The organism is Haloferax gibbonsii (genome assembly GCF_001190965.1).
Lineage (GTDB): Archaea > Halobacteriota > Halobacteria > Halobacteriales > Haloferacaceae > Haloferax > Haloferax gibbonsii.
In genome coordinates, this window is record NZ_CP011947.1 from 1,371,285 (window position 1) to 1,388,767 (window position 17,483).

General features: G+C 67.3%; 20 protein-coding genes. 3 read left to right on the forward strand and 17 right to left on the reverse strand.

The genetic code is table 11. From position 1 onward, the window contains the following. Positions 1–89 precede the first annotated feature (89 nt). The gene (locus ABY42_RS07250; RefSeq protein ID WP_050459065.1) at positions 90–776 is read left to right on the forward strand and encodes a hypothetical protein; all 687 of its coding nucleotides are present in this window, start codon (positions 90–92) and stop codon (positions 774–776) included. Between the two features lie 27 nt (positions 777–803). On the opposite strand, the gene ABY42_RS07255 is transcribed toward ABY42_RS07250, so the two are convergent. Further along, positions 804–2,027: an HAD family hydrolase gene (locus ABY42_RS07255; RefSeq protein WP_050459066.1), complete on the reverse strand. Its 1,224-nt coding sequence runs from the start codon at positions 2,025–2,027 to the stop codon at positions 804–806. A 158-nt stretch (positions 2,028–2,185) separates the two neighbouring features. Between ABY42_RS07255 and ABY42_RS07260 the strand changes: the two genes are divergently transcribed. Further along, entirely contained in the window at positions 2,186–2,638 is a 453-nt protein-coding gene (locus tag ABY42_RS07260; protein WP_050459067.1) for a DUF5799 family protein, read from the forward strand. Positions 2,639–2,744: 106 nt separating this feature from the next. Next, complete coding sequence (locus ABY42_RS20080; protein ID WP_255409903.1) at positions 2,745–2,870, forward strand: hypothetical protein; 126 nt, start codon at positions 2,745–2,747, stop codon at positions 2,868–2,870. A gap of 61 nt (positions 2,871–2,931) precedes the next feature. On the opposite strand, the gene ABY42_RS19775 is transcribed toward ABY42_RS20080, so the two are convergent. The 16 genes from ABY42_RS19775 to ilvB all read right to left on the reverse strand — a co-directional run bounded on the left by ABY42_RS19775 (position 2,932) and on the right by ilvB (position 17,239). After that, positions 2,932–3,081, reverse strand: coding sequence for a DUF7557 family protein (locus tag ABY42_RS19775; RefSeq protein ID WP_004043442.1), 150 nt, complete (start codon positions 3,079–3,081; stop codon positions 2,932–2,934). A 204-nt stretch (positions 3,082–3,285) separates the two neighbouring features. Then, on the reverse strand, positions 3,286–4,278 hold the full coding sequence (gene fba, locus ABY42_RS07265) for a class II fructose-bisphosphate aldolase (protein WP_004977010.1): 993 nt from the start codon (positions 4,276–4,278) through the stop codon (positions 3,286–3,288). Positions 4,279–4,442: 164 nt separating this feature from the next. Further along, positions 4,443–4,919, reverse strand: a complete 477-nt coding sequence (ptfB, locus tag ABY42_RS07270) for a fructose PTS transporter subunit IIB (protein ID WP_049905204.1) — start codon at positions 4,917–4,919, stop codon at positions 4,443–4,445. After that, a complete protein-coding gene (gene ptsP / locus ABY42_RS07275) occupies positions 4,916–6,613 on the reverse strand; it encodes a phosphoenolpyruvate--protein phosphotransferase (protein WP_050459068.1) in 1,698 nt (565 codons plus the stop codon). Before ptsP ends, ptfB begins: the two co-directional genes overlap by 4 nt. 3 nt (positions 6,614–6,616) lie before the next feature. After that, the gene (gene ptsH1 / locus ABY42_RS07280) at positions 6,617–6,886 is read right to left on the reverse strand and encodes a phosphocarrier protein HPr (protein WP_004977004.1); all 270 of its coding nucleotides are present in this window, start codon (positions 6,884–6,886) and stop codon (positions 6,617–6,619) included. Continuing rightward, positions 6,886–7,350, reverse strand: a complete 465-nt coding sequence (ptfA, locus tag ABY42_RS07285; protein WP_004970773.1) for a fructose PTS transporter subunit IIA — start codon at positions 7,348–7,350, stop codon at positions 6,886–6,888. Before ptfA ends, ptsH1 begins: the two co-directional genes overlap by 1 nt. Before the next feature lie 44 nt (positions 7,351–7,394). Continuing rightward, entirely contained in the window at positions 7,395–8,522 is a 1,128-nt protein-coding gene (gene ptfC / locus ABY42_RS07290; RefSeq protein ID WP_004977002.1) for a fructose PTS transporter subunit IIC, read from the reverse strand. A 105-nt stretch (positions 8,523–8,627) separates the two neighbouring features. Continuing rightward, positions 8,628–9,545, reverse strand: coding sequence for a 1-phosphofructokinase (pfkB, locus tag ABY42_RS07295; protein WP_004977000.1), 918 nt, complete (start codon positions 9,543–9,545; stop codon positions 8,628–8,630). Then, the gene (gene glpR / locus ABY42_RS07300) at positions 9,542–10,309 is read right to left on the reverse strand and encodes an HTH-type transcriptional regulator GlpR (RefSeq protein WP_004976998.1); all 768 of its coding nucleotides are present in this window, start codon (positions 10,307–10,309) and stop codon (positions 9,542–9,544) included. The genes pfkB and glpR overlap by 4 nt, the downstream gene beginning before the upstream one ends. A 203-nt stretch (positions 10,310–10,512) precedes the next feature. Continuing rightward, positions 10,513–11,487 (reverse strand): 3-isopropylmalate dehydrogenase, encoded by a 975-nt coding sequence (leuB, locus tag ABY42_RS07305; protein WP_004976994.1) that lies wholly within the window; start codon positions 11,485–11,487, stop codon positions 10,513–10,515. Then, positions 11,480–12,088 carry a 3-isopropylmalate dehydratase small subunit gene (gene leuD, locus ABY42_RS07310; RefSeq protein ID WP_004976990.1) on the reverse strand — a complete coding sequence of 203 codons (609 nt, stop codon included), beginning with the start codon at positions 12,086–12,088 and terminating at the stop codon, positions 11,480–11,482. The genes leuB and leuD overlap by 8 nt, the downstream gene beginning before the upstream one ends. After that, a complete protein-coding gene (gene leuC / locus ABY42_RS07315; protein ID WP_004976987.1) occupies positions 12,085–13,506 on the reverse strand; it encodes a 3-isopropylmalate dehydratase large subunit in 1,422 nt (473 codons plus the stop codon). The genes leuD and leuC overlap by 4 nt, the downstream gene beginning before the upstream one ends. Beyond that, complete coding sequence (locus ABY42_RS07320) at positions 13,499–13,768, reverse strand: hypothetical protein (RefSeq protein WP_050459069.1); 270 nt, start codon at positions 13,766–13,768, stop codon at positions 13,499–13,501. Before ABY42_RS07320 ends, leuC begins: the two co-directional genes overlap by 8 nt. A gap of 11 nt (positions 13,769–13,779) precedes the next feature. Beyond that, a complete protein-coding gene (ilvC, locus tag ABY42_RS07325; protein WP_004976982.1) occupies positions 13,780–14,826 on the reverse strand; it encodes a ketol-acid reductoisomerase in 1,047 nt (348 codons plus the stop codon). Next, the gene (ilvN, locus tag ABY42_RS07330; protein WP_050459070.1) at positions 14,823–15,479 is read right to left on the reverse strand and encodes an acetolactate synthase small subunit; all 657 of its coding nucleotides are present in this window, start codon (positions 15,477–15,479) and stop codon (positions 14,823–14,825) included. The genes ilvC and ilvN overlap by 4 nt, the downstream gene beginning before the upstream one ends. Beyond that, complete coding sequence (gene ilvB / locus ABY42_RS07335; RefSeq protein WP_050459071.1) at positions 15,476–17,239, reverse strand: biosynthetic-type acetolactate synthase large subunit; 1,764 nt, start codon at positions 17,237–17,239, stop codon at positions 15,476–15,478. The genes ilvN and ilvB overlap by 4 nt, the downstream gene beginning before the upstream one ends. Positions 17,240–17,483: the final 244 nt, after the last annotated feature.

A 17,483-nucleotide genomic window follows, 5' to 3' on the forward strand; every position in this document is an offset into this window, starting at 1 on the left:
GGGACGCAAATAACGGGACGAACCATGTCTCTGACTGCCACCGATGTACCGACACAGGGTCCCGACTTCGACTCCCGGGAGGCCGCGCGATGAACCTCGGCCAACTCGGCGTCGGTGCCGTCGTCCTCGTCATCGTCGTGTTCGCCCTCCTCTCCGGCGGCGTGAATACGCCCGAGACGCCCGCTCCCGCCGACGACGCCGACAGAAGTATCGGCGCCGACGTGACCGACCCCGACGGCGACGCGCCGGACGAGGACGTCGAAATCCAAGAAGAGCCCGTCGTCGGCGACGACTCGGGTGACGCCGACGATGCCGACGGCGGCTCGTCCGCGGACGACTCCGAGAACGCGACCGGCGCGTTCGAGACGGTCGAAACCGACGCTGCCGACGACGACACCGACTCGACGACGAAGAAGTCCTCGAAGAAACGCAGCAGTTCGAAATCGAACGACAGCGACGACTCGAACGACGAGAGTTCGTCCGACGACTCGAACGACGACGACTCGAACGACGACGACTCGAACGACGACGACTCGAACGACGACGACTCGAACGACGACGACTCGAACGACGACGACTCGAACGACGACGACTCGAACGACGACGACTCGAACGACGACAGTTCGAGCGATGACAACACCGACGACAGTTCGAACGATGACAACGCCGACGACAACTCGAACGACGACGGGTCGAACACCGACGACAGCGGCTCGTCCTCGGACGATTTGACCGACGACGACTCGGGTGACGACATCGGAATGTGCACGGTGTGAGCTGAGACACCGTGCGGCGCGCCACCCTCAGTCGACCAAGAGGTTGAGCGCGTAGGCCGTCCGGAGCACCGAGGCGGCGTCCCCGCGGGGAAACACCAGTTCGTCGGTCTCGCGGACGTGTTCGAGCACACCCGGAGAGGAGTGCTCGGGGGCGGCCGCGAGCCCGCACTCGTTTTCGGCGGCCCAACTCATCACGTCGAGGTCGGACTTCGAGTCGCCCATCACGAGGACGAACGGGTCGTCCACCCCGAGCACGTCGAGCGCGGCGCGGACGCCCGCCGCCTTGTTCAGGTCGACCGCGGAGAGTTCCGCGGCGTCGGCGTGGTAGTACGCGACCGTCACTCGCTCCAGCGTCCGCCTCGCGTCCTCGGGAATCTCCGCCGCCTCCGAGGCGGGAAGCGCGTCGCGGTCGTCGAGCACGCCCGCTATCTCCGGGTCGCGCTCCGCGAAGTACGCCCGCGCCCAGTCGGGACCGGCGGGGTCGTCGGTGAGCGCCTCGCCGAGGAGGTCGAGCAAGTAGACGAGCGCGCCGTCGATGACTTCCTCGGCGTCGTCGCTGCCGGTCTCGAAGTTCGGCTTGAGCGTGACGTTGAACTCGTTGCCCTGCAGGTGAACGCCCCCGCGGAGCGCGTCGGGGAGGTCGCTGATCACGCGCCCGCGAACCGACTCGAAGACCGACTGCACCGGGTCGTCGAGCGTCTCGTAGAGGAGGCGCTTCGTGTCCGAGCCGTGTCCGGGCGTGAAGACGCCGGTGCCCGCCTCGTAGACGATGCTCACGTTCCCCGAGTGGACGAGTTCGTTGCCCAATCCCTGAATGGCGAAGCCCTTGACGTTCTCCAATGTCTGGCCGGTGCAGATGACGATGGGGACGCCCTCCTCGTGGAACTGGGTGAGGAGGTGCAGCACCTCGCGTGGAATCTCGTTGTCGGTCTGCCCCGCAGAGCGCAGCGTCTCGTCCACGTCGAGGACGAGCGCGTTCACCGCCCGACCGTACTTCGTGTAGAGGTCGAGGGCGGTGAACGCCTGGTCCCGCGTCGCGCGCGCGGCGAGTTCGGCGTAGCGGTCGCCGTCGGAGAGCGCCCGGCGGATGCGGTCTTTCTTCGCCGTGAGTTCGTCGTCGACCGCCTGCCAGTGCGACAGCGCCACCGGCGAGCCGAGCGGCGGCAAGAGGTCGACGAAGTCCTGTGCGTCCCGGACCGCGTCCGCGTCGAAGTTCCCGTACAGTCTGTACAGGAGGTCGTACCGCTCCATGATTCGGGGTCGTCACCCAACCGCATTAAACCCGCGTGGGAGGCAATCCGTCCCGTCGCCCCGTCGGCTGACTGGGATGCGGTCGCCTCCGCGGTCGGTCGCCTCCGGAGCCGGTCGGCCCCGCAACTCTGATACCGACCGGCCGACGACGTGTGCACATGGCACATTGGACCGACAGCATCGTCGGCGACCGGATGACGGTGGACCGCGAGTTCAACGACCAGGTGATGAACTCCCGGTTCAACAGTCAGGAATGGGGGCTCATCATGACGGCGACGGAGTTCGAAATCGAGAACGCGGACGACCCCGAGGAGGCGCGCATCGTCGCCGACACGGAGAAAGTCCCGCAGATAATCCCCGAACTCGACAACATCCGCAGCCAGATGGGCGCGATGGGTGGCGGCGGCGGAGGCGACTCGTCGTCCGGCGGCGGCGGCGGCATCGTCGACTCCATCAAGGGCGCGCTCGGCATGGGCGGCGGCGGCAAGAAGGGCGAACAGGAGAAACTCGAGGACGCGGAACGGCTCACACAAGAGTACGCGGACGCGCTCCAAGACCACCTCGAAAAGAAGGGCAAGTGGAATCAGGTCCGCGTCAGCTACCTCGAATAGCGGGCCGGGCGACCGGCCGCGGCGGGAGCGCTCACCCGGCTCCGGTGTCGACATTCCGTTCGAGGGCCACAATTCGTAACAGGCGCGGGCGCGACGTCGCTGCTAGATGAGACCGTCAACGCTGATATTCGCGTTCGGTGGACTCCTGTTCGTGCTTCCGATTCCCGGCACGTTTATCGCCGGCGCACTGGTGCTCCTCGCGGGAGCGCTCGCGCGGTGGCTCGGTTCGTAACGGACCACCGCGAGCGACCACGAACCGGTCGGACGGACGGCCGAGCGTCGGCGGCGACGACTCAGTACTCGTCGCCGGCGTGGAACAGCGTTCGCTCGCTCGCCTCGTAGATGTTCATCAGTTCGTTGATGAGGTCGTCGTACTCCTCGTCGTCCTCGCGGAGCGCGTCGAGTCGGGCGACCGTCTCGTCGTCGAGGTGAATCTGCGGCATACGTACGTCCACGCCGCGTGACACCTTAAGCGACGTGGGGCATCGAACTCGACTGCCGTCGACCCCCGAGAGCGCCGCCGCTGGGCGAGAAGCGTATCGAAACGAAGAGCCGGCGGAGTGCCGGGTGGAGACGACAACCGGGTTCCGGTCCGCCGTGCGGACGCGGCGAACGCTCGACGGTGAACGAATCACCGCCCGCGCGGGTTACTTGAACAGGGACTGGCCGGCGCTGCCGGAGACCTCGGTCAGACCGGCGTGCACGTCGGCGATGCGCTCGCGGATGTCGCGACCGACGACGCGGGGGTCGAACACGTCCTTGTTCGGCGACCACTCGGTCTCGTTGAAGAACGTGTCGCGGGCGTCCTCGACGCCCTCCGGCGGGACGATGGCGTTGGGGTCCTCGCTGTAGAGGTCGTAGGCGGTGCGCGTGTACTCGTACTGGTAGCGGGTGTCCTTGTTGACCTTGCAGATGCCGTGTTTGAGCATCTCCTGCAGTTGGTCGGGCTGGACGCCCGAAGAGCCGTGGAGGACGAGCGGCGTGTCGAGGCCGTGGTCGCGCAGGGCCTGTCGGATGTCCTGGGCGAGATCCGGGCGGAGTTCGAGGTCCTTGCCCTTGGCGACCCCGTGCTGCGTGCCGACGGAGATGGCGAGCAGGTCCGCGCCCGTCTTGTCGACGAACTCGACGGCCTGTTCGGGGTCCGTGTAGAACGCCTCTTCGGCCTCGATTTCGTCCTCGACGCCCTTTATCTGGCCGAGTTCGGCCTCGATGAGGACGTCGGAGTCCGCGGCCTCGACCATCTCGACGACCTCGCGGCTCGTCGCGACGTTCTCGTCGAACGGCTCGTGGGAGGCGTCGATCATGATTGACGACGGGATGTCGAGTTCGATCTGCTGCTCGATGAACTCGAGGTCCGTCTGGTGGTCCATGTTGAGGAAGACGCCGATGTCGTACCGCTCGGCGATGGTCTCGATGTAGTTCCCCATGGCTTTCAGGCCCGCGACGGCGTCGCCGTCACCGGCGAACCGGCAGGCACCACCGCTCATCTGCAACAGGAGGTCCGAGTCCATCCGGTCGGCCCCCTCCATGAGACCCATCATAATGTTCGGCTCCGCGATGTTACTCGCGATGAGGCCGAATCCTTCGTCGAGCGCCTCGTCGTACACTGTGGCGAGTTCCTCCCCGCCGTAGAACGGCATTATGCGTTCACCTCGGTTTCGTCAACGACTGCGAGACTAATAATGTATGGGAAGCGAGTTTCGATTCTGCACGTTTTCGTTTGTTCGCGTTCGAGTTAATTTTCGGCGGCGGACGAAGCGCCGCCGCTGGCGGGCGAGCGAAAAACGGAAAACCGGCGGCGGCGTTACGAGAACAGCTTCTTCAGCCGGGCGAACAGCCCCTTTTCGGGGTCGCCGCCGCGGCGCACGGGTTCGTCCGATTCCGCGGCGTCGCCGGACGAGCCGTCGGTGCCGGCGTCGGCGTCGGCGTCCTCGCCGTCGTCGCCGCTTCCGAACGTGACCGAACCGGTCTTGCCGGCCTCGGCGAGTTCGACCGCCTTCTTCACGACGGCCTCGGCGTTGTTGACGCCGTCTTTGACCGTCCCCTTGACGACGAGTTTGCCGTCGAAGCGGTCGCGGCTGACCGACGTGTCCGAGGTGATGATGACCGCGTCGGCCTCGGCGATGGCGTCCGAGGACAGTTCGTCCTGCGTGCCCATCGCGCCCTGGACCTCGACGTCGATGTCGTGGCCGAGGCGCTCGCCGGCCTGCAGGAGGTTCTCGGCCGCCATCTGGCTGTGTGCGATTCCGGTCGGACAGGATGTGACTGCGACGAGTTTCATTGGTCTAGTGTAAGGATTTCCGCGACTTCAGCCTTGGTGTCGGCCTGCAGGACGCGCTCCGCGAGTTCGCGGGCGTCCGCGGTGTCGGTCTCCGCGACGGCCGCCTTGACCTGCGGCACCGTCACGGCGCTCATGCTCAGTTCGTCGAGGCCGAGCCCGACGAGCAGTTCGGTGAGGTCCGGGTCGCCGGCCATCTCGCCGCACATGCCGACCCAGCAGTCCTCGCCCTCGGTCGCCGAGACGGTGGCGTCGATGGCGCGGAGGACCGCCGGCTGACGGTAGTCGCCGAGGTCAGAAACGCGCTCGTTGCCGCGCTCTGCGGCCATCACGTACTGCGCGAGGTCGTTCGTCCCGATGCTGAAGAAGTCGACGTGCGGCGCGAACCGGTCGGCCATGAACGCCGCGGCGGGCGTCTCGACCATGATGCCGAACTCGGGCAGTTCGTTTTCGACGCCCTCGGAGTCGAGGTCGGCCGCGACCGACTCGAACCGCTCTCGGCCGGCGCGAAGCTCCTCGACCGTCGAGACGAGCGGGAGCATCACCGACAGGTTCGCCCCGTCGGCGCTGGCCGCCGCGCGCAGGAGCGCGCGCACCTGCGTCTCGAAGAGGTCCGCGTCCGGGCCGAGCGACCGCCGGATGCCGCGCTCGCCGAGGAACGGGTTCTCCTCGTCCGGCAGGTCGAGGTACGGGACCGGCTTGTCGCCGCCGATGTCGAGCGTCCGGACGACGACGCGGCCGCCGTCGAACGATTCGAGCGCCTCGACGTACGCCTCGTACTGCTCGTCTTCGTCCGGCGGCGACTCGCGGTCGAGGAAGAGGAACTCGGTGCGGAACAGGCCGACGCCGTCGGCCCCGCGGTCGACGGCCGGCCCGAGGTCCGCCAGCGTGCCGATGTTGGCCGCGACCTCGATGTCGACGCCGTCGGCGGTCTCGACCGACTCGTGTCGGATGTCCACGTCGGCGGCGGCCGCGGCGGCCTCCTTGCGCTCGTCGGTCGGGTCGACCACGAGGTCGCCCGACTCGCCGTCGACGACGACTTCGGTGCCGTCCTCGACGGACTGGAGTTCCTCGCCCACGCCGACGATGGCCGGCAGGGCGAGCGAGCGCGCGAAGATGGCCGCGTGGGAGGTGCGGCCGCCCGTCACCGTGACGAAGCCGGCGACGCGCTCGGGGTCGAGCTGTGCGGTGTCGCTCGGCGTGAGGCGCTCGGCGACGACGACGCTCCCCTCCGGCAGCGACGAGAGGTCGACCCGCTCGCCGTCCGAGAGGACGCGCACGAGCCGGTCGCGCACGTCGCGGAGGTCGTCGGCGCGCTCGCCCATGCGACCGCCCATGTTCTCGAACTGCTCGACGAACTCGGAGAACGTCTCCTGAACGGCGTGTTCGGCCGGGAGTCCGCCCTCGATGGCGTCGGTGACGCCGTCGGTTATCTGCGGGTCGTTGAGGAACTGGACGTGCGCGTCGAACACCGCGGCCTCCTCCTCGCCGACGCGCTCGGCGGTCCGCTCGCGCTCGGCTTCGAGTTCGTCTTCGGCGGCCGCGCGGGCGTCCTCGAAGCGCGCCAGTTCGGCGTCTCCGTCCACGTCTTCCGGGGCCGGCGGCTCCGGGAGGTCGGCGTCCGGTCGGTACCAGACGACGGTGCCGACGCCCGAAAGCGGTGTCACGCCGATGCCGGAGAGGGTTCGTTCGGTCATGGCTTACTGTTTGGCTTCGGGCGTCGAAAGGATGTCCTCTAGGGCGTCGAGTGCCGCTTCCGCGTCGTCACCCTCGGCGACGAGTCGGACCGACTCGCCGTGTCCGACGCCGAGACCGGTGACCGCGAGCATGCTGGCGGCGGGGACGAGGTCGTCCTCGTCGGCGCGGCCGAGCTGTACGTCGGCGTCGAAGGAGTTCGCGGTCTCGACGAACTGCGAGGCCGGGCGGGCGTGGAGCCCGTCTTCGGGGACGACCGTGACGGTCCGCTCCATCACTCGACCACCTCGGCGAGCACGTCCTGGACGGTCTGCTTGCTCTCGGCTTCGAGGAGCTTCTCGCGCACGTCCTCGTGCATGAGCGACCGCGAGAGGGCGCTCAGAATCTGCAGGTGGTCCTCGCCGCCCGCCGCGGGGACGAGAATCATAAAGAGGAGCTTCGCCGGCTTGTCGTCCATGGCGTCGAAGTCGATGCCCTCGGTCGAGCGCGCGAAGGCGACCGTCGGCTTCGAGACGGCGTCGGTCTTCGCGTGCGGGATGCCGATGCCGAAGCCCACGCCGGTCGTCGCCTCTTCCTCGCGTTCGAGGAGGGCGTCGAGCGCGGCGTCTCGGTCGTCGACGCGGCCGGCGTCGACCGCGAGGTCGAGGAGGAACTCGATGGCTCCCTCCTTCGTCGCCGGCGGCTCTTCGAGCGATATCAGTTCGAGCGGTGTGATGGTGCTGATGTCAGTGACGTCCATTGTATTGTACTTCGTTCGGGTCTGGAAAGATTAGTTCGGTGTGGTCAGTCGTCGGAGCTCTGGGCGGCCACCTTGGCGTCGAAGTTCGGCTTGATGGCCGTCGCGATGACCGCGGTGACGATGGAGCCCAGCAGGATGCACGCGATGAACATGAACGGCTGGTTCGACAGCGGAACCACGAAGATGCCGCCGTGCGGAGCCGGCATGTTCACGCCGAGCGCCATCGAGGCCGCGCCGGCGACGGCGCTGCCGGCGACGACGCTCGGGATGACGCGGGCCGGGTCGGCCGCCGCGTACGGAATCGCGCCCTCAGTGATAAAGGAGAAGCCGAGGAGCACGCCGCTCTTGGCGTTCTCGTACATCTCGGCCGCGTACTTCTGCGGCGCGATGAAGTTCGACAGCGCGAGGCCGATCGGCGGGACCATACCCGCGATCATGACCGCGGCCATCGGCGCGGTGACGCCCTCGGAGATGAGGCCGACGGAGAACACGTAGGCGACCTTGTTGATGGGGCCGCCCATGTCGGCCGCCATCATCGCCCCGAGGATGCCCCCGAGGAGAATCGCCTGTCCGCCGCCCTGCATGTTGCTCAGGAAGTTCGTGAGTCCCGCGTTCGCGATGGAAATCGGGACGCCCAGCACGAACAGCATGATGGGCGTGAGCACCGCGGTCGTCGCGACCGGGATGAGGAGCACGGGCATCATCGGTGCGATGAACTCGGGCACGTCGCGCTGCTTGAACCAGCGCGCGACGATGCCGGCGAGGAACCCGGCGACGATAGCGCCGAGGTAGCCCGCGCCGGCGGAGCCACCCTGGAGACCGATGACGTCACCGGCCGCCTGCAGGACGTTGCCCTGCTGGATGATGTACGACAGGATGAAGCCCGGTGCGAGGCCCGGACGGTCGGCGATGGCGTACGCGATGTACGCGCCGAGCACCGGAACCATCAGCGTCAGCCCAGCGACGCCGATCTGCGCGAGGAACCAGCCGGCGGTCCCCGTGCTGTTGAATACGTCTTGTACGTTGTTCGAAAGCGAGGCTACGGCGTAGCCCAGCGCCAGGAAGATTCCGCCGATAGTCACGAACGGAATCATGAACGATACCCCAGTCATGAGGTCCTCCTTCACCGAAGTGAGGTAGGACCGAACCGCGTCTTCTGCGTCGTTTGCCATAGTGTTGCCACCCCTACGAAAGAACATACGCAAATGTGCTCAAAAACCCTTTCGAATATGAACGTTACTGAGCGTTTCAGTCGTTAACAAACGTTCATCTGAGAATCACCGGCTCCGAACCGTCGTCACCTCGACGTGCGTCTCGTTCGTCAGCACGTCTTCGAGGTGCGGGACGCGGGTGCCCGCGACGCCGACGACGCGGGACGCGGTCAGAACGCCCATTCGGAGGGCGTCGGCGTCCGAAAGCCCGTGTTCGCGCGCGGCGAGGAAGCCGGACATGACGGCGTCGCCCGCGCCGACCGTATCGACGACCTCAACGTCGAGCGCGGGCGCAGAGAGGACCTCGCTGTCGGTGACGAGGAGCGCGCCGTCCGCGCCGAGCGAGGCCAGCACGTACTCGAACCCGCGCGCGTGAAGCTCCTCGGCGGCCGCGATGGCGTCGGCTTCGGTCTCGACCGTTCGACCCGTCGCCGTCGCGAGTTCGGAACGGTTGGGTTTGCAGACGTAGTAGTCGGCGTCCAGTTCGGCGAGGTACTCGCCGCCCATGTCCACCGCAATCTGCCAGTCGCCCGCGCGGGCGAGTCTATCGACGTCGGCGAGGGACATCCCCGGCGGGAGACTGCCGCCGACGAGGAGCGTGTCGGGCTCGTTCGCCTGCGCGGTTTCGACGAGTTCGTCCACGTCGGCTGCACGAATCTGCGGGCCGTTGTGATTGAGTTTGTACTCGCCGTCTTCCGCGAGCACGGTCGTGTTCAGGCGCGTGTCCGCGTCGACGGTGACGAAGTCCGAGGCGATGCCGTCGGCGTCGAGTCGGTCGCGGACGAACTTCCCGAAGTGGCCGCCGAGAAAGCCCGAAGCGGTCGCGTCGGCGTCGAGCGCCGAGACGTACTTGGCGACGTTGATGCCCTTGCCGCCCGCGGTGAACACCGCGTCGTCGGTCCGGTGGACGACGCCGGGCTGAAGCGGTTCGTCGAAGTGAATCGTGTGGTCTACTGCTGGGTTCGGGGTGACTGTGAGAATCATCGTGCAACTCCGTCGACGACGGTGACGCCCGCGTTCTCTATCTCCTCGCGAGAGTCGGCGTCGAGCGTTCCGTCGGTGATAAACAGGTCGATGTCTTCGAGCGATGCGAACTGGACGAAGCTCCGTCGGCCGAGCTTCGAGAGGTCCGCGACGAGAACGACCTTCGCGGCCTTCTCGACCATCAGCTCCTTCATCCGCGCCTCGTCCTCGTTCGGGGTCGTGAGGCCGGAGTCCACGTCCAGCCCGTTCGTGCCGAGGAACAGCAGGTCGAAGTTCGTCCGCTCCATGAACGACTCCGCGGTCGGCCCCACGAGCGCCTTCGTCCGCCGCCGGAGCGTCCCGCCGGTGAGTTTGACCTCGTTGTCCTCCTCGTTCAGTTCGATGGCGAGTCGCGGCGAGTTGGTGACGCCGAGTGTCGTCCCGTCCTTGGGGACCTTCCGGGCCACCTCCATCGTGGTCGTCCCCGCGTCGAAGAACACGACCTGTCCCTCGGCCAGTTCTTCGACCGCGCGGTCCGCGATCGCGCGTTTCCCTTCGAGATTCTGTACTTCCTTCTGGCCGTAGGTCTGCTCGCGCCCGACGGAGGTCACGGGGACGGCTCCGCCGTGCGACCGCTCGATGAGCCCACGGTCTTCGAGTTCGCGCAGGTCACGTCGTATCGTCGCCTTCGAATAGCCGAGGTGGTCGGACAGCGACTCGACCGACCGGCCGTCCGAGTCGGAGACGAGTTCGACGATGCGGCGTTTGCGCTCTGCTGGTAACATCGGTAGCGATTCCTCGTTAGGTGGAAGATAGGTCGGGGAGTAGTGTTAATTGTTTATGTTGGATTCCGCCCGTATCTGTTCGAAACAGCCAAATCTCACACAAGAACGAACACGGTGTGCTCGCCGGTGAGAAAACGATCAAAAACGAAAACGAGAACGCTCGAAACGAACGTCGAACCGCCGATTCGGTGGGTCGCCGACGCTCAGAGTCGGTCGAGAATCGCGGCGGTCACGTCCTCCGTGGAGGCGTCGCCGCCGAGGTCGGGCGTGCGCGGCCCGTCGGCGAGGACGCCTTCGACGGCCGACCGGACGCGGTCGGCTTCCTCCTCGTAGTCGAGGTAGTCGAGCAGCATCGCCGCGGACAGAATCGTCGCGGCCGGGTTGGCGATACCCTCGCCGGCGATGTCGGGCGCGGAGCCGTGGACCGGTTCGAACAGCGCGGCGTCCGGGCCGATGTTCGCCGAGGGGAGCAGTCCGAGACCGCCGACGAGGCCGGCGGCGAGGTCGGACAGCACGTCGCCCGCGAGGTTCGGACAGACGATGGTGTCGAACTGCGTGGGGTCGAGACAGACGCGCGTCGCGAAGGCGTCCATCAGGACTTCCTCGGTCTCGACGCCGCGGTCGTCGGCGACGGAGACGACGGCATCGCGGAAGCGACCGTCCGTCTCGCGCATCACGTTCGCCTTGTGGGCGACCTGGAAACTGCCGCCCTCGCCGCCGACGTAGTCGCAGGCGTACTCGGCGAGTCGCTCGGACGCCGAGGTGGTGACGACGCGCGTGAGCGTCGAGAGGTCCTCGGAGAGGCGGTCTTCGTGACCGGCGTAGACGCCCTCGGTGTTCTCCCGGAGGAAGACGAGGTCCGTCTCCGGACGGAGCGCGTCGACGCCGGGGTAGGCCTTCGCCGGGCGGACGTTGACAAAGGAGTCCACCGCGGTCCGAAGCGGGAGGATGACGTCCGCCGCGGTCTCGCCGGCCGCGCCGAACAGCGTCGCGTCGGCCTCGGCCGCGAGGTCGTAGGTCTCCTGCGGGAGCGCCTCGCCCGTGGCTTCCTTCACGTGGTCGCCCGCGTCGGCCTCGACGAACTCGAAGTCGCCAACGGCCTTCAGCACGTCAACAGCCGCCGGGATGACCTCCGCGCCGATGCCGTCGCCGGGGATGACGACGATTTCCTCAGTCATCGACGTAGGGCAGGGAAGCGGCTTTCTCGGCGACCGCGTCGGCGTTCGACTTCATGAGCGCCGTCGTGTCCCAGACGCCCTCGGTGAGCGCCTTCCGTTGTGCGTCGTCGACGGTCACGTCCACGGTCTTCTCGCCGTAGGTGACCGTCTCGTTTTCCACGTCCACGTCGATGTCTGCGTCCGGGTGCTCGTCGACCCAGTCCTGCAGTTCGGTGATGGTGTCGTGGTCGGCGGTGACCGTCGGGATGCCGAGCGCGAGGCAGTTGCCCGCGAAAATCTCGGCGAACGACTCGCCGATGATGGCGTCGATGCCCCAGCGCATGAGCGCCTGCGGGGCGTGCTCCCGGGAGGAGCCACAGCCGAAGTTGGCGTTGACGACCATGATGGCGGCGTCCTGGAACTGCGGCTCGTTCATCGGGTGGTCTTTGGGTTCGTCGTTCTCGTCGTAGCGCTGGTCGAAGAACGCGAACTCGCCGAGGCCGTCGAACGTGACGACCTTCATGAACCGCGCCGGAATTATCTGGTCCGTGTCGATGTCGTTGCCGCGGATGGGAACGCCGGAGCCGGACGCCGAGTCGATTTCGGGAATCTCGTCGGTCATGCGACGCTCACCTCCTTCAGTTCGCGCACGTCAGTCACGTGCCCGGTGACGGCCGCGGCGGCGACCATTCGCGGGTTCATCAGGACGGTGCGGCCGTCTTTCGACCCCTGCCGACCGATGAAGTTGCGGTTCGACGAGGACGCGGAGGCCTCGTCGCCCTCCAACTGGTCCTCGTTCATGCCGAGACACATCGAACAGCCCGCCTCGCGCCACTCGAAGCCGGCTTCCTTGAATATCTCGTCGAGGCCCTCCGCCTCCGCGGCGGCCTTGACGCGCTGACTGCCGGGGACGACCATCGCGCGGACGCCGTCGGCGACCTGCCGCCCCTCGACGACTCCCGCCGCGCGGCGGAGGTCGGGCATTCGGGCGTTGGTACACGAGCCGAGGAACGCCACGTCGATTTCGTAGCCCTCCATCGTCTCGCCGGGCGTGACGCCCATGTGTTCCTGCGCCATCCGGGCGGTGTCCTGCTTCTCCTCGGGCAGGTCCTCGGGGGCCGGAATGGGCTGGGTGATGCCGACGCCCTGTCCGGGCGTGGTCCCCCACGTGACGACGGGTTCGAGTTCGGAGCCGTCGATGGTGACGACGTCGTCGTACTCGGCGTCCTCGTCGGAGCGGATGGACTCCCAGTACGGCTTGAGTTCGTCGAACCGCTCGGGGTTCTCCTGGAAGTACTCGGTCTCTTTCAGCCAGTCGTAGGTGGTCTCGTCGGGGTTGACGTAGCCCGCGCGAGCGCCGCCCTCGATGGACATGTTACAGATGCTCATCCGACCCTCCATGTCGAGGTTCTCGATGGCCTCGCCGGCGTACTCGTAGACGTAGCCGACGCCGCCTTCGGTCCCGAGGCGACGGATGATTTCGAGGATGACGTCCTTGGCCTCGACGCCGGGGCCGAGTTCGCCCGTGACCTCTATCTTCCGGACCTTCTTTTTCTCCATCGCGACCGTCTGGGTCGCCAGCACGTCACGAATCTGGCTCGTGCCGATACCGAACGCGAGCGCGCCGAACGCCCCGTGGGTCGAGGTGTGGCTGTCGCCGCAGACGATAGTCATGCCGGGTTGGGTGAGTCCCTTCTCGGGCCCGATGACGTGGACGATACCCTGTTCGCCCGAGGTCGGGTCCGAGAAGTTGATGCCCGCGTCGCGGACGTTCTGTTCGAGCTCGGCCATCATCTCCTCCGCGGCGTCGTCGCGGAACGGCCGCGACTGGTCCGACGTGGGGACGATGTGGTCGACCGTCGCGTGCGTCCGGTTCGGGTAGGCGACTTCGAGGTCGCGCTCCTGCAGCATGCCGAACGCCTGCGGGCTCGTCACCTCGTGGATGAGGTGCAGGCCGCAGAACAGCTGCGTCTGGCCGGTCGGTAGCTCCGAGACCGTGTGTTCCTCCCAGACCTTGTCGTACAGCGTTCCCTCACTCATGTCCGTCACCCGGTACGACGCGGTCGTCGTGGCCGCGTTCCCAGACCTGGTTCGCGCCCTCGCCGTTGCGGGGCGTGTGGTCCACGTCGCCCATCGTCTCGGTCTCGGTCGCGTCCGTGTCCGCCGCCGCGGGCGTCGCGTCGCTCTGTCCGCCGTCGGTGACGGCCGGGCCGCGCTCGTAGACCGTGGTGAACGTCTCGCCCGTATAGGGGTTCGTGTGGCTGATGTCTCGCATTCGGTCGGTCGTGTCGTCGCGTGTCATTGGTGTCGTGTTCAGTCGTCCGCCGGTGCTTCGGCTTTCTCCGCGTCCGCTTCTTCTTCGTCGTCGGCCCACGCGAACAGGTCGCGCAGCGGCGCGCCGACCTGTTCGATGTGGTGGTTCTCTTCTGCGTCCTTCAGCTGGGAGTACGACGGCCGGCCCGCCTGATTCTCCAGAATCCACTCGCGGGCGAAGGTGCCGTCTTGGACCTCCTCCAGAATCTCTTCCATGTTCTCGCGGGCGTGCTCGTCGACGACGCGGTCGCCGCGGGTCAGCCCGCCGAACTCGGCGGTGTCGGAGACGGAGTCCCACATCTCGCCGAGCCCGCCTTCGTACATCAGGTCGACGATGAGCTTCAGTTCGTTCAGACACTCGAAGTAGGCCATCTCGGGGGAGTAGCCCGCGTCGACGAGCGTCTCGTAGCCCTGCTTGACCAGCGAGGTGACGCCGCCGCAGAGGACGGCCTGCTCGCCGAACAGGTCGGTCTCGGTCTCCTCCTGGAACGTCGTCTCGATGACGCCCGCGCGGGTGCAGCCGAGGCCGTGGGCGTAGGCCAGCGCCTCCTCCTTGGCGTCGCCCGTTACGTCCTGGTAGACGGCGATGAGACCCGGCGTCCCCTCGTTCGCCTCGTAGTTACGGCGGACGAGGTGGCCCGGCGACTTCGGCGCGACCATCGTCACGTCGACGTTCTCCGGGGGCCGAATCTGGTTGTAGTGGATGTTGAAGCCGTGGGCGAACTGGAGCGTGTCGCCGGCCTCGAGGGAGCCTCGAATCTGCTCGAACACCGCCGGCTGGACGGTGTCGGGGACGAGAATCGAGACGATGTCGCCCTCGGCGGCCGCCTCGGCGGGCTCTTTGACGCGGAGGCCGTCGGCTTCCGCGGCGGCGCGGGACGAGGAGTTGGCGCGGAGGCCGACGACCACGTCGACCCCGCTGTCGGCGAGGTTCTGTGCGTGGGCGTGGCCCTGGCTGCCGTAGCCGATGACGGCTACGGTCTTGTCGTCGATTTGGGAGCGGTCGGCGTCGTCGTCGTAGTAAACTTCCGTGGTGAGTTCTGTCATTGCGTGTTCGTGTTTGGTTTGGTGGGTTCGCCGGAGGTTCCGGGTTCCTCTCCGGGGACGGTCTTCTTCGAGCCGTGGGCGAGCGCGGTCTGGCCGGTCCGGGCGATTTCGATGATGCCGAACCGCCGGAACGCGTCCACGGCGTCGTCTATCTTGCGCTCGTCGCCGGAGAGTTGGACCGTGATGGTCTCGGGGCCGGCGTCGAGGGTGCGGCCGTCGTACATCTCCGTGATGGCGTGGACCTTGTCGGGGTCCTCTCCGCGGACCTTCAGGAGGACGAGTTCCGCGCGGACGGCGTCGTCGTCCAGTTCGCCGACTGAGATGACGGGTTTGAGCTTCGCGAGCTGTTTTTCTATCTGGTCGATGCCCGGTTCGGGCTCCTCGACGACCATCGTGATTCGGGAGTGGCCGTCGACGGTCGTCGGGCCCACGGTGAGGCTCTCGATGTTGAACTGACGGCGGGCGGCGAGGCCGGCGACGCGCGAGAGCACGCCGGGTTCGTCCTCGACGATGGCCGAAAAGACCGTTCGCCGCGGTTCGTGTTCCGATTCCGCTTCGGGGTCGATGCGGATGCCCTGCGCGTTGCGTCGGCCGTCGGGGTGTGGCCGCTCGTCGGGCGCGGGGCCTTGCAGTCCTGTCCGATTGTCGCTCATAACTGGTCCTCCGAGAGTGCGAATTTGCCGTTCGCGCCGCCCGAGGAGACCATCGGGTAGACGTTCTCCGCCGGGTCGACGTGGAAGTCGATGACCGAGGGGCCGTCGTACGCGAGCGCTTCCTCGATGGCGCCGGGGACCTCCTCGTAGGAGTCGACGGTCCAGCCGCGCGCGCCGAACGCCTCGGCGAGCTTGTCGAACTGGGGACACCAGTCGTAGCCGGCGGCCATGCGTCGCCCCTCGAAGAAGGCGTCCTGCCACTGGCGAACCATCCCGATGTACTCGTTGTTCAGGATGGCGACGGTGATGTCGAGGTTCTCGCGGACGGCGACCGACAGCTCCTGAATCGTCATCAGGAACGAGGCGTCGCCGTCGACGCAGACGACCGTCTCGTCGTCGTCGGCCGCGACCCGCGCGCCGATTGCGGCGGGCAGGCCGTAGCCCATCGTGCCGAGGCCGTGGGACGAAACCCACCGCCGCGGCTCGGTGAACGTCCAGTACTGGGCGGCCCACATCTGGTGTTGACCGACGCCGCTCGTGACGATGGTCTCGTCGGGGGTGGCCTCGTCGAGCGCCTCGACCACGAACTGCGGCTTCAGCGGCTCGTTGTCCGGGGCCGCGTAGTCCATCGGGTACTCCTCCTTCCAGGTGAGACACTGTTCGACCCACTCGCGCGCGTCGGGGCTCTCGCCCAGTTCGGCGTCGACGCGCTCGATGGCGCGACCGGCGTCGCCGACGACCGGATAGTCCGCGTGGACGTTCTTCGAGATTTCCGCCGGGTCGATGTCGATGTGGACGATTTCGGCCTCGGGCGCGAACGTGTCGATACCGCCGGTCAGGCGGTCGTCGAACCGCGTGCCGACCGCGATGAGGCAGTCGGTGTGCGTGATGGCCATGTTGGCGTAGCCGGTGCCGTGCATCCCCGCCCACGAGAGGCAGAGTTCGTGGTCCTCCGGCATCGCGCCGATTCCGGGCATCGTGGTGACGACCGGAATCCGGTGTTCGGTCGCGAACTTCCGGGCGACCTCGGTCGCGTCGGCCTTGACGACGCCGCCACCGAACAGCAAGAGGGGCTTCTCCGCGCGCTCGATTGCGCGCGCGGCGGCCTCGACCTGCGAGTCGGCCGGGTCGGTTCGGGCGCGGCACGTCTCGGGTGCCTGCGCCGGACCGGGCTCGCGGTCGGTCTCGTTGAGCGAGACGTCCTTCGGGAGGTCGACGAGCGTCGGGCCGGGTCGGCCCTCCGCGGCGAGCGCGAACGCTTCGCCGACGGTGTCGCCGACGGTGTCGGGCGACGAGGCGAAGTAGTTGTGCTTCGTGATGGGCGCGGTGACGCCCGTGGTGTCGGTCTCCTGGAACGCGTCGGAGCCGACCATGTCGGACGGGACCTGCCCCGTGAGCGCGAGCACCGCGTCGGAGTCCATGTTCGCGTCGGCGATGCCGGTCACGAGGTTCGTCGCGCCCGGACCGGACGTGGCGAGGCAGACGCCGGGGTCGCCGCGAACGACGCCGTACGCGTCGGCCGCGTGCGCCGCGCCCTGCTCGTGGGCCATCGTCACGTGACGGATGTCAGAGTGGTACAACGCGTCGTAGATGGGCATTATCGCCCCGCCCTGCACGCCGAAGGCGGTCTCGACGCCGGCGTTTTCGAGGGCGCGGACGACTGACGTCGAACCCGAGGTAATCTCGGTCGGCGTCTCGGTCGAATCGTCTGCCCCGTCGGTCGCGTCGGGGTCGGTCGTGGCTGCGGTTCGTTCGCTCATGTGTGGGCTCCGTGGTGTGTGGTCGGTCGTCGATACGGGCTGTCTGGTGACTGCGTGTGGTGCTGGTGCGCCATTGTGGGGACTGCGGACGTGTCTGAAAACGGTGCGAATACGCGGGACGGAGAGATGGTGTGGTAGGGGGCTATGCCCCTACAATAATGAGCGACCGAATCGCACCGACGGCGGCGGCGCTGGCCCCGGCTTCCGGGGTCGCGCGAACCGCGTGTTCGTCGTGCGAGGTCAT

Coding starts and splice junctions, on each gene's coding strand:
- ABY42_RS07250 (WP_050459065.1), top strand. CDS start 90: ATGAACCTCGGCCAACTCGGCGTCGGTGCCGTCGTCCTCGTCATCGTC.
- ABY42_RS07255 (WP_050459066.1), bottom strand. CDS start 2,027: ATGGAGCGGTACGACCTCCTGTACAGACTGTACGGGAACTTCGACGCG.
- ABY42_RS07260 (WP_050459067.1), top strand. CDS start 2,186: ATGGCACATTGGACCGACAGCATCGTCGGCGACCGGATGACGGTGGAC.
- ABY42_RS20080 (WP_255409903.1), top strand. CDS start 2,745: ATGAGACCGTCAACGCTGATATTCGCGTTCGGTGGACTCCTGTTCGTG.
- ABY42_RS19775 (WP_004043442.1), bottom strand. CDS start 3,081: ATGCCGCAGATTCACCTCGACGACGAGACGGTCGCCCGACTCGACGCG.
- fba (WP_004977010.1), bottom strand. CDS start 4,278: ATGCCGTTCTACGGCGGGGAGGAACTCGCCACAGTGTACGACGAGGCG.
- ptfB (WP_049905204.1), bottom strand. CDS start 4,919: ATGAAACTCGTCGCAGTCACATCCTGTCCGACCGGAATCGCACACAGC.
- ptsP (WP_050459068.1), bottom strand. CDS start 6,613: ATGACCGAACGAACCCTCTCCGGCATCGGCGTGACACCGCTTTCGGGC.
- ptsH1 (WP_004977004.1), bottom strand. CDS start 6,886: ATGGAGCGGACCGTCACGGTCGTCCCCGAAGACGGGCTCCACGCCCGC.
- ptfA (WP_004970773.1), bottom strand. CDS start 7,350: ATGGACGTCACTGACATCAGCACCATCACACCGCTCGAACTGATATCG.
- ptfC (WP_004977002.1), bottom strand. CDS start 8,522: ATGGCAAACGACGCAGAAGACGCGGTTCGGTCCTACCTCACTTCGGTG.
- pfkB (WP_004977000.1), bottom strand. CDS start 9,545: ATGATTCTCACAGTCACCCCGAACCCAGCAGTAGACCACACGATTCAC.
- glpR (WP_004976998.1), bottom strand. CDS start 10,309: ATGTTACCAGCAGAGCGCAAACGCCGCATCGTCGAACTCGTCTCCGAC.
- leuB (WP_004976994.1), bottom strand. CDS start 11,487: ATGACTGAGGAAATCGTCGTCATCCCCGGCGACGGCATCGGCGCGGAG.
- leuD (WP_004976990.1), bottom strand. CDS start 12,088: ATGACCGACGAGATTCCCGAAATCGACTCGGCGTCCGGCTCCGGCGTT.
- leuC (WP_004976987.1), bottom strand. CDS start 13,506: ATGAGTGAGGGAACGCTGTACGACAAGGTCTGGGAGGAACACACGGTC.
- ABY42_RS07320 (WP_050459069.1), bottom strand. CDS start 13,768: ATGACACGCGACGACACGACCGACCGAATGCGAGACATCAGCCACACG.
- ilvC (WP_004976982.1), bottom strand. CDS start 14,826: ATGACAGAACTCACCACGGAAGTTTACTACGACGACGACGCCGACCGC.
- ilvN (WP_050459070.1), bottom strand. CDS start 15,479: ATGAGCGACAATCGGACAGGACTGCAAGGCCCCGCGCCCGACGAGCGG.
- ilvB (WP_050459071.1), bottom strand. CDS start 17,239: ATGAGCGAACGAACCGCAGCCACGACCGACCCCGACGCGACCGACGGG.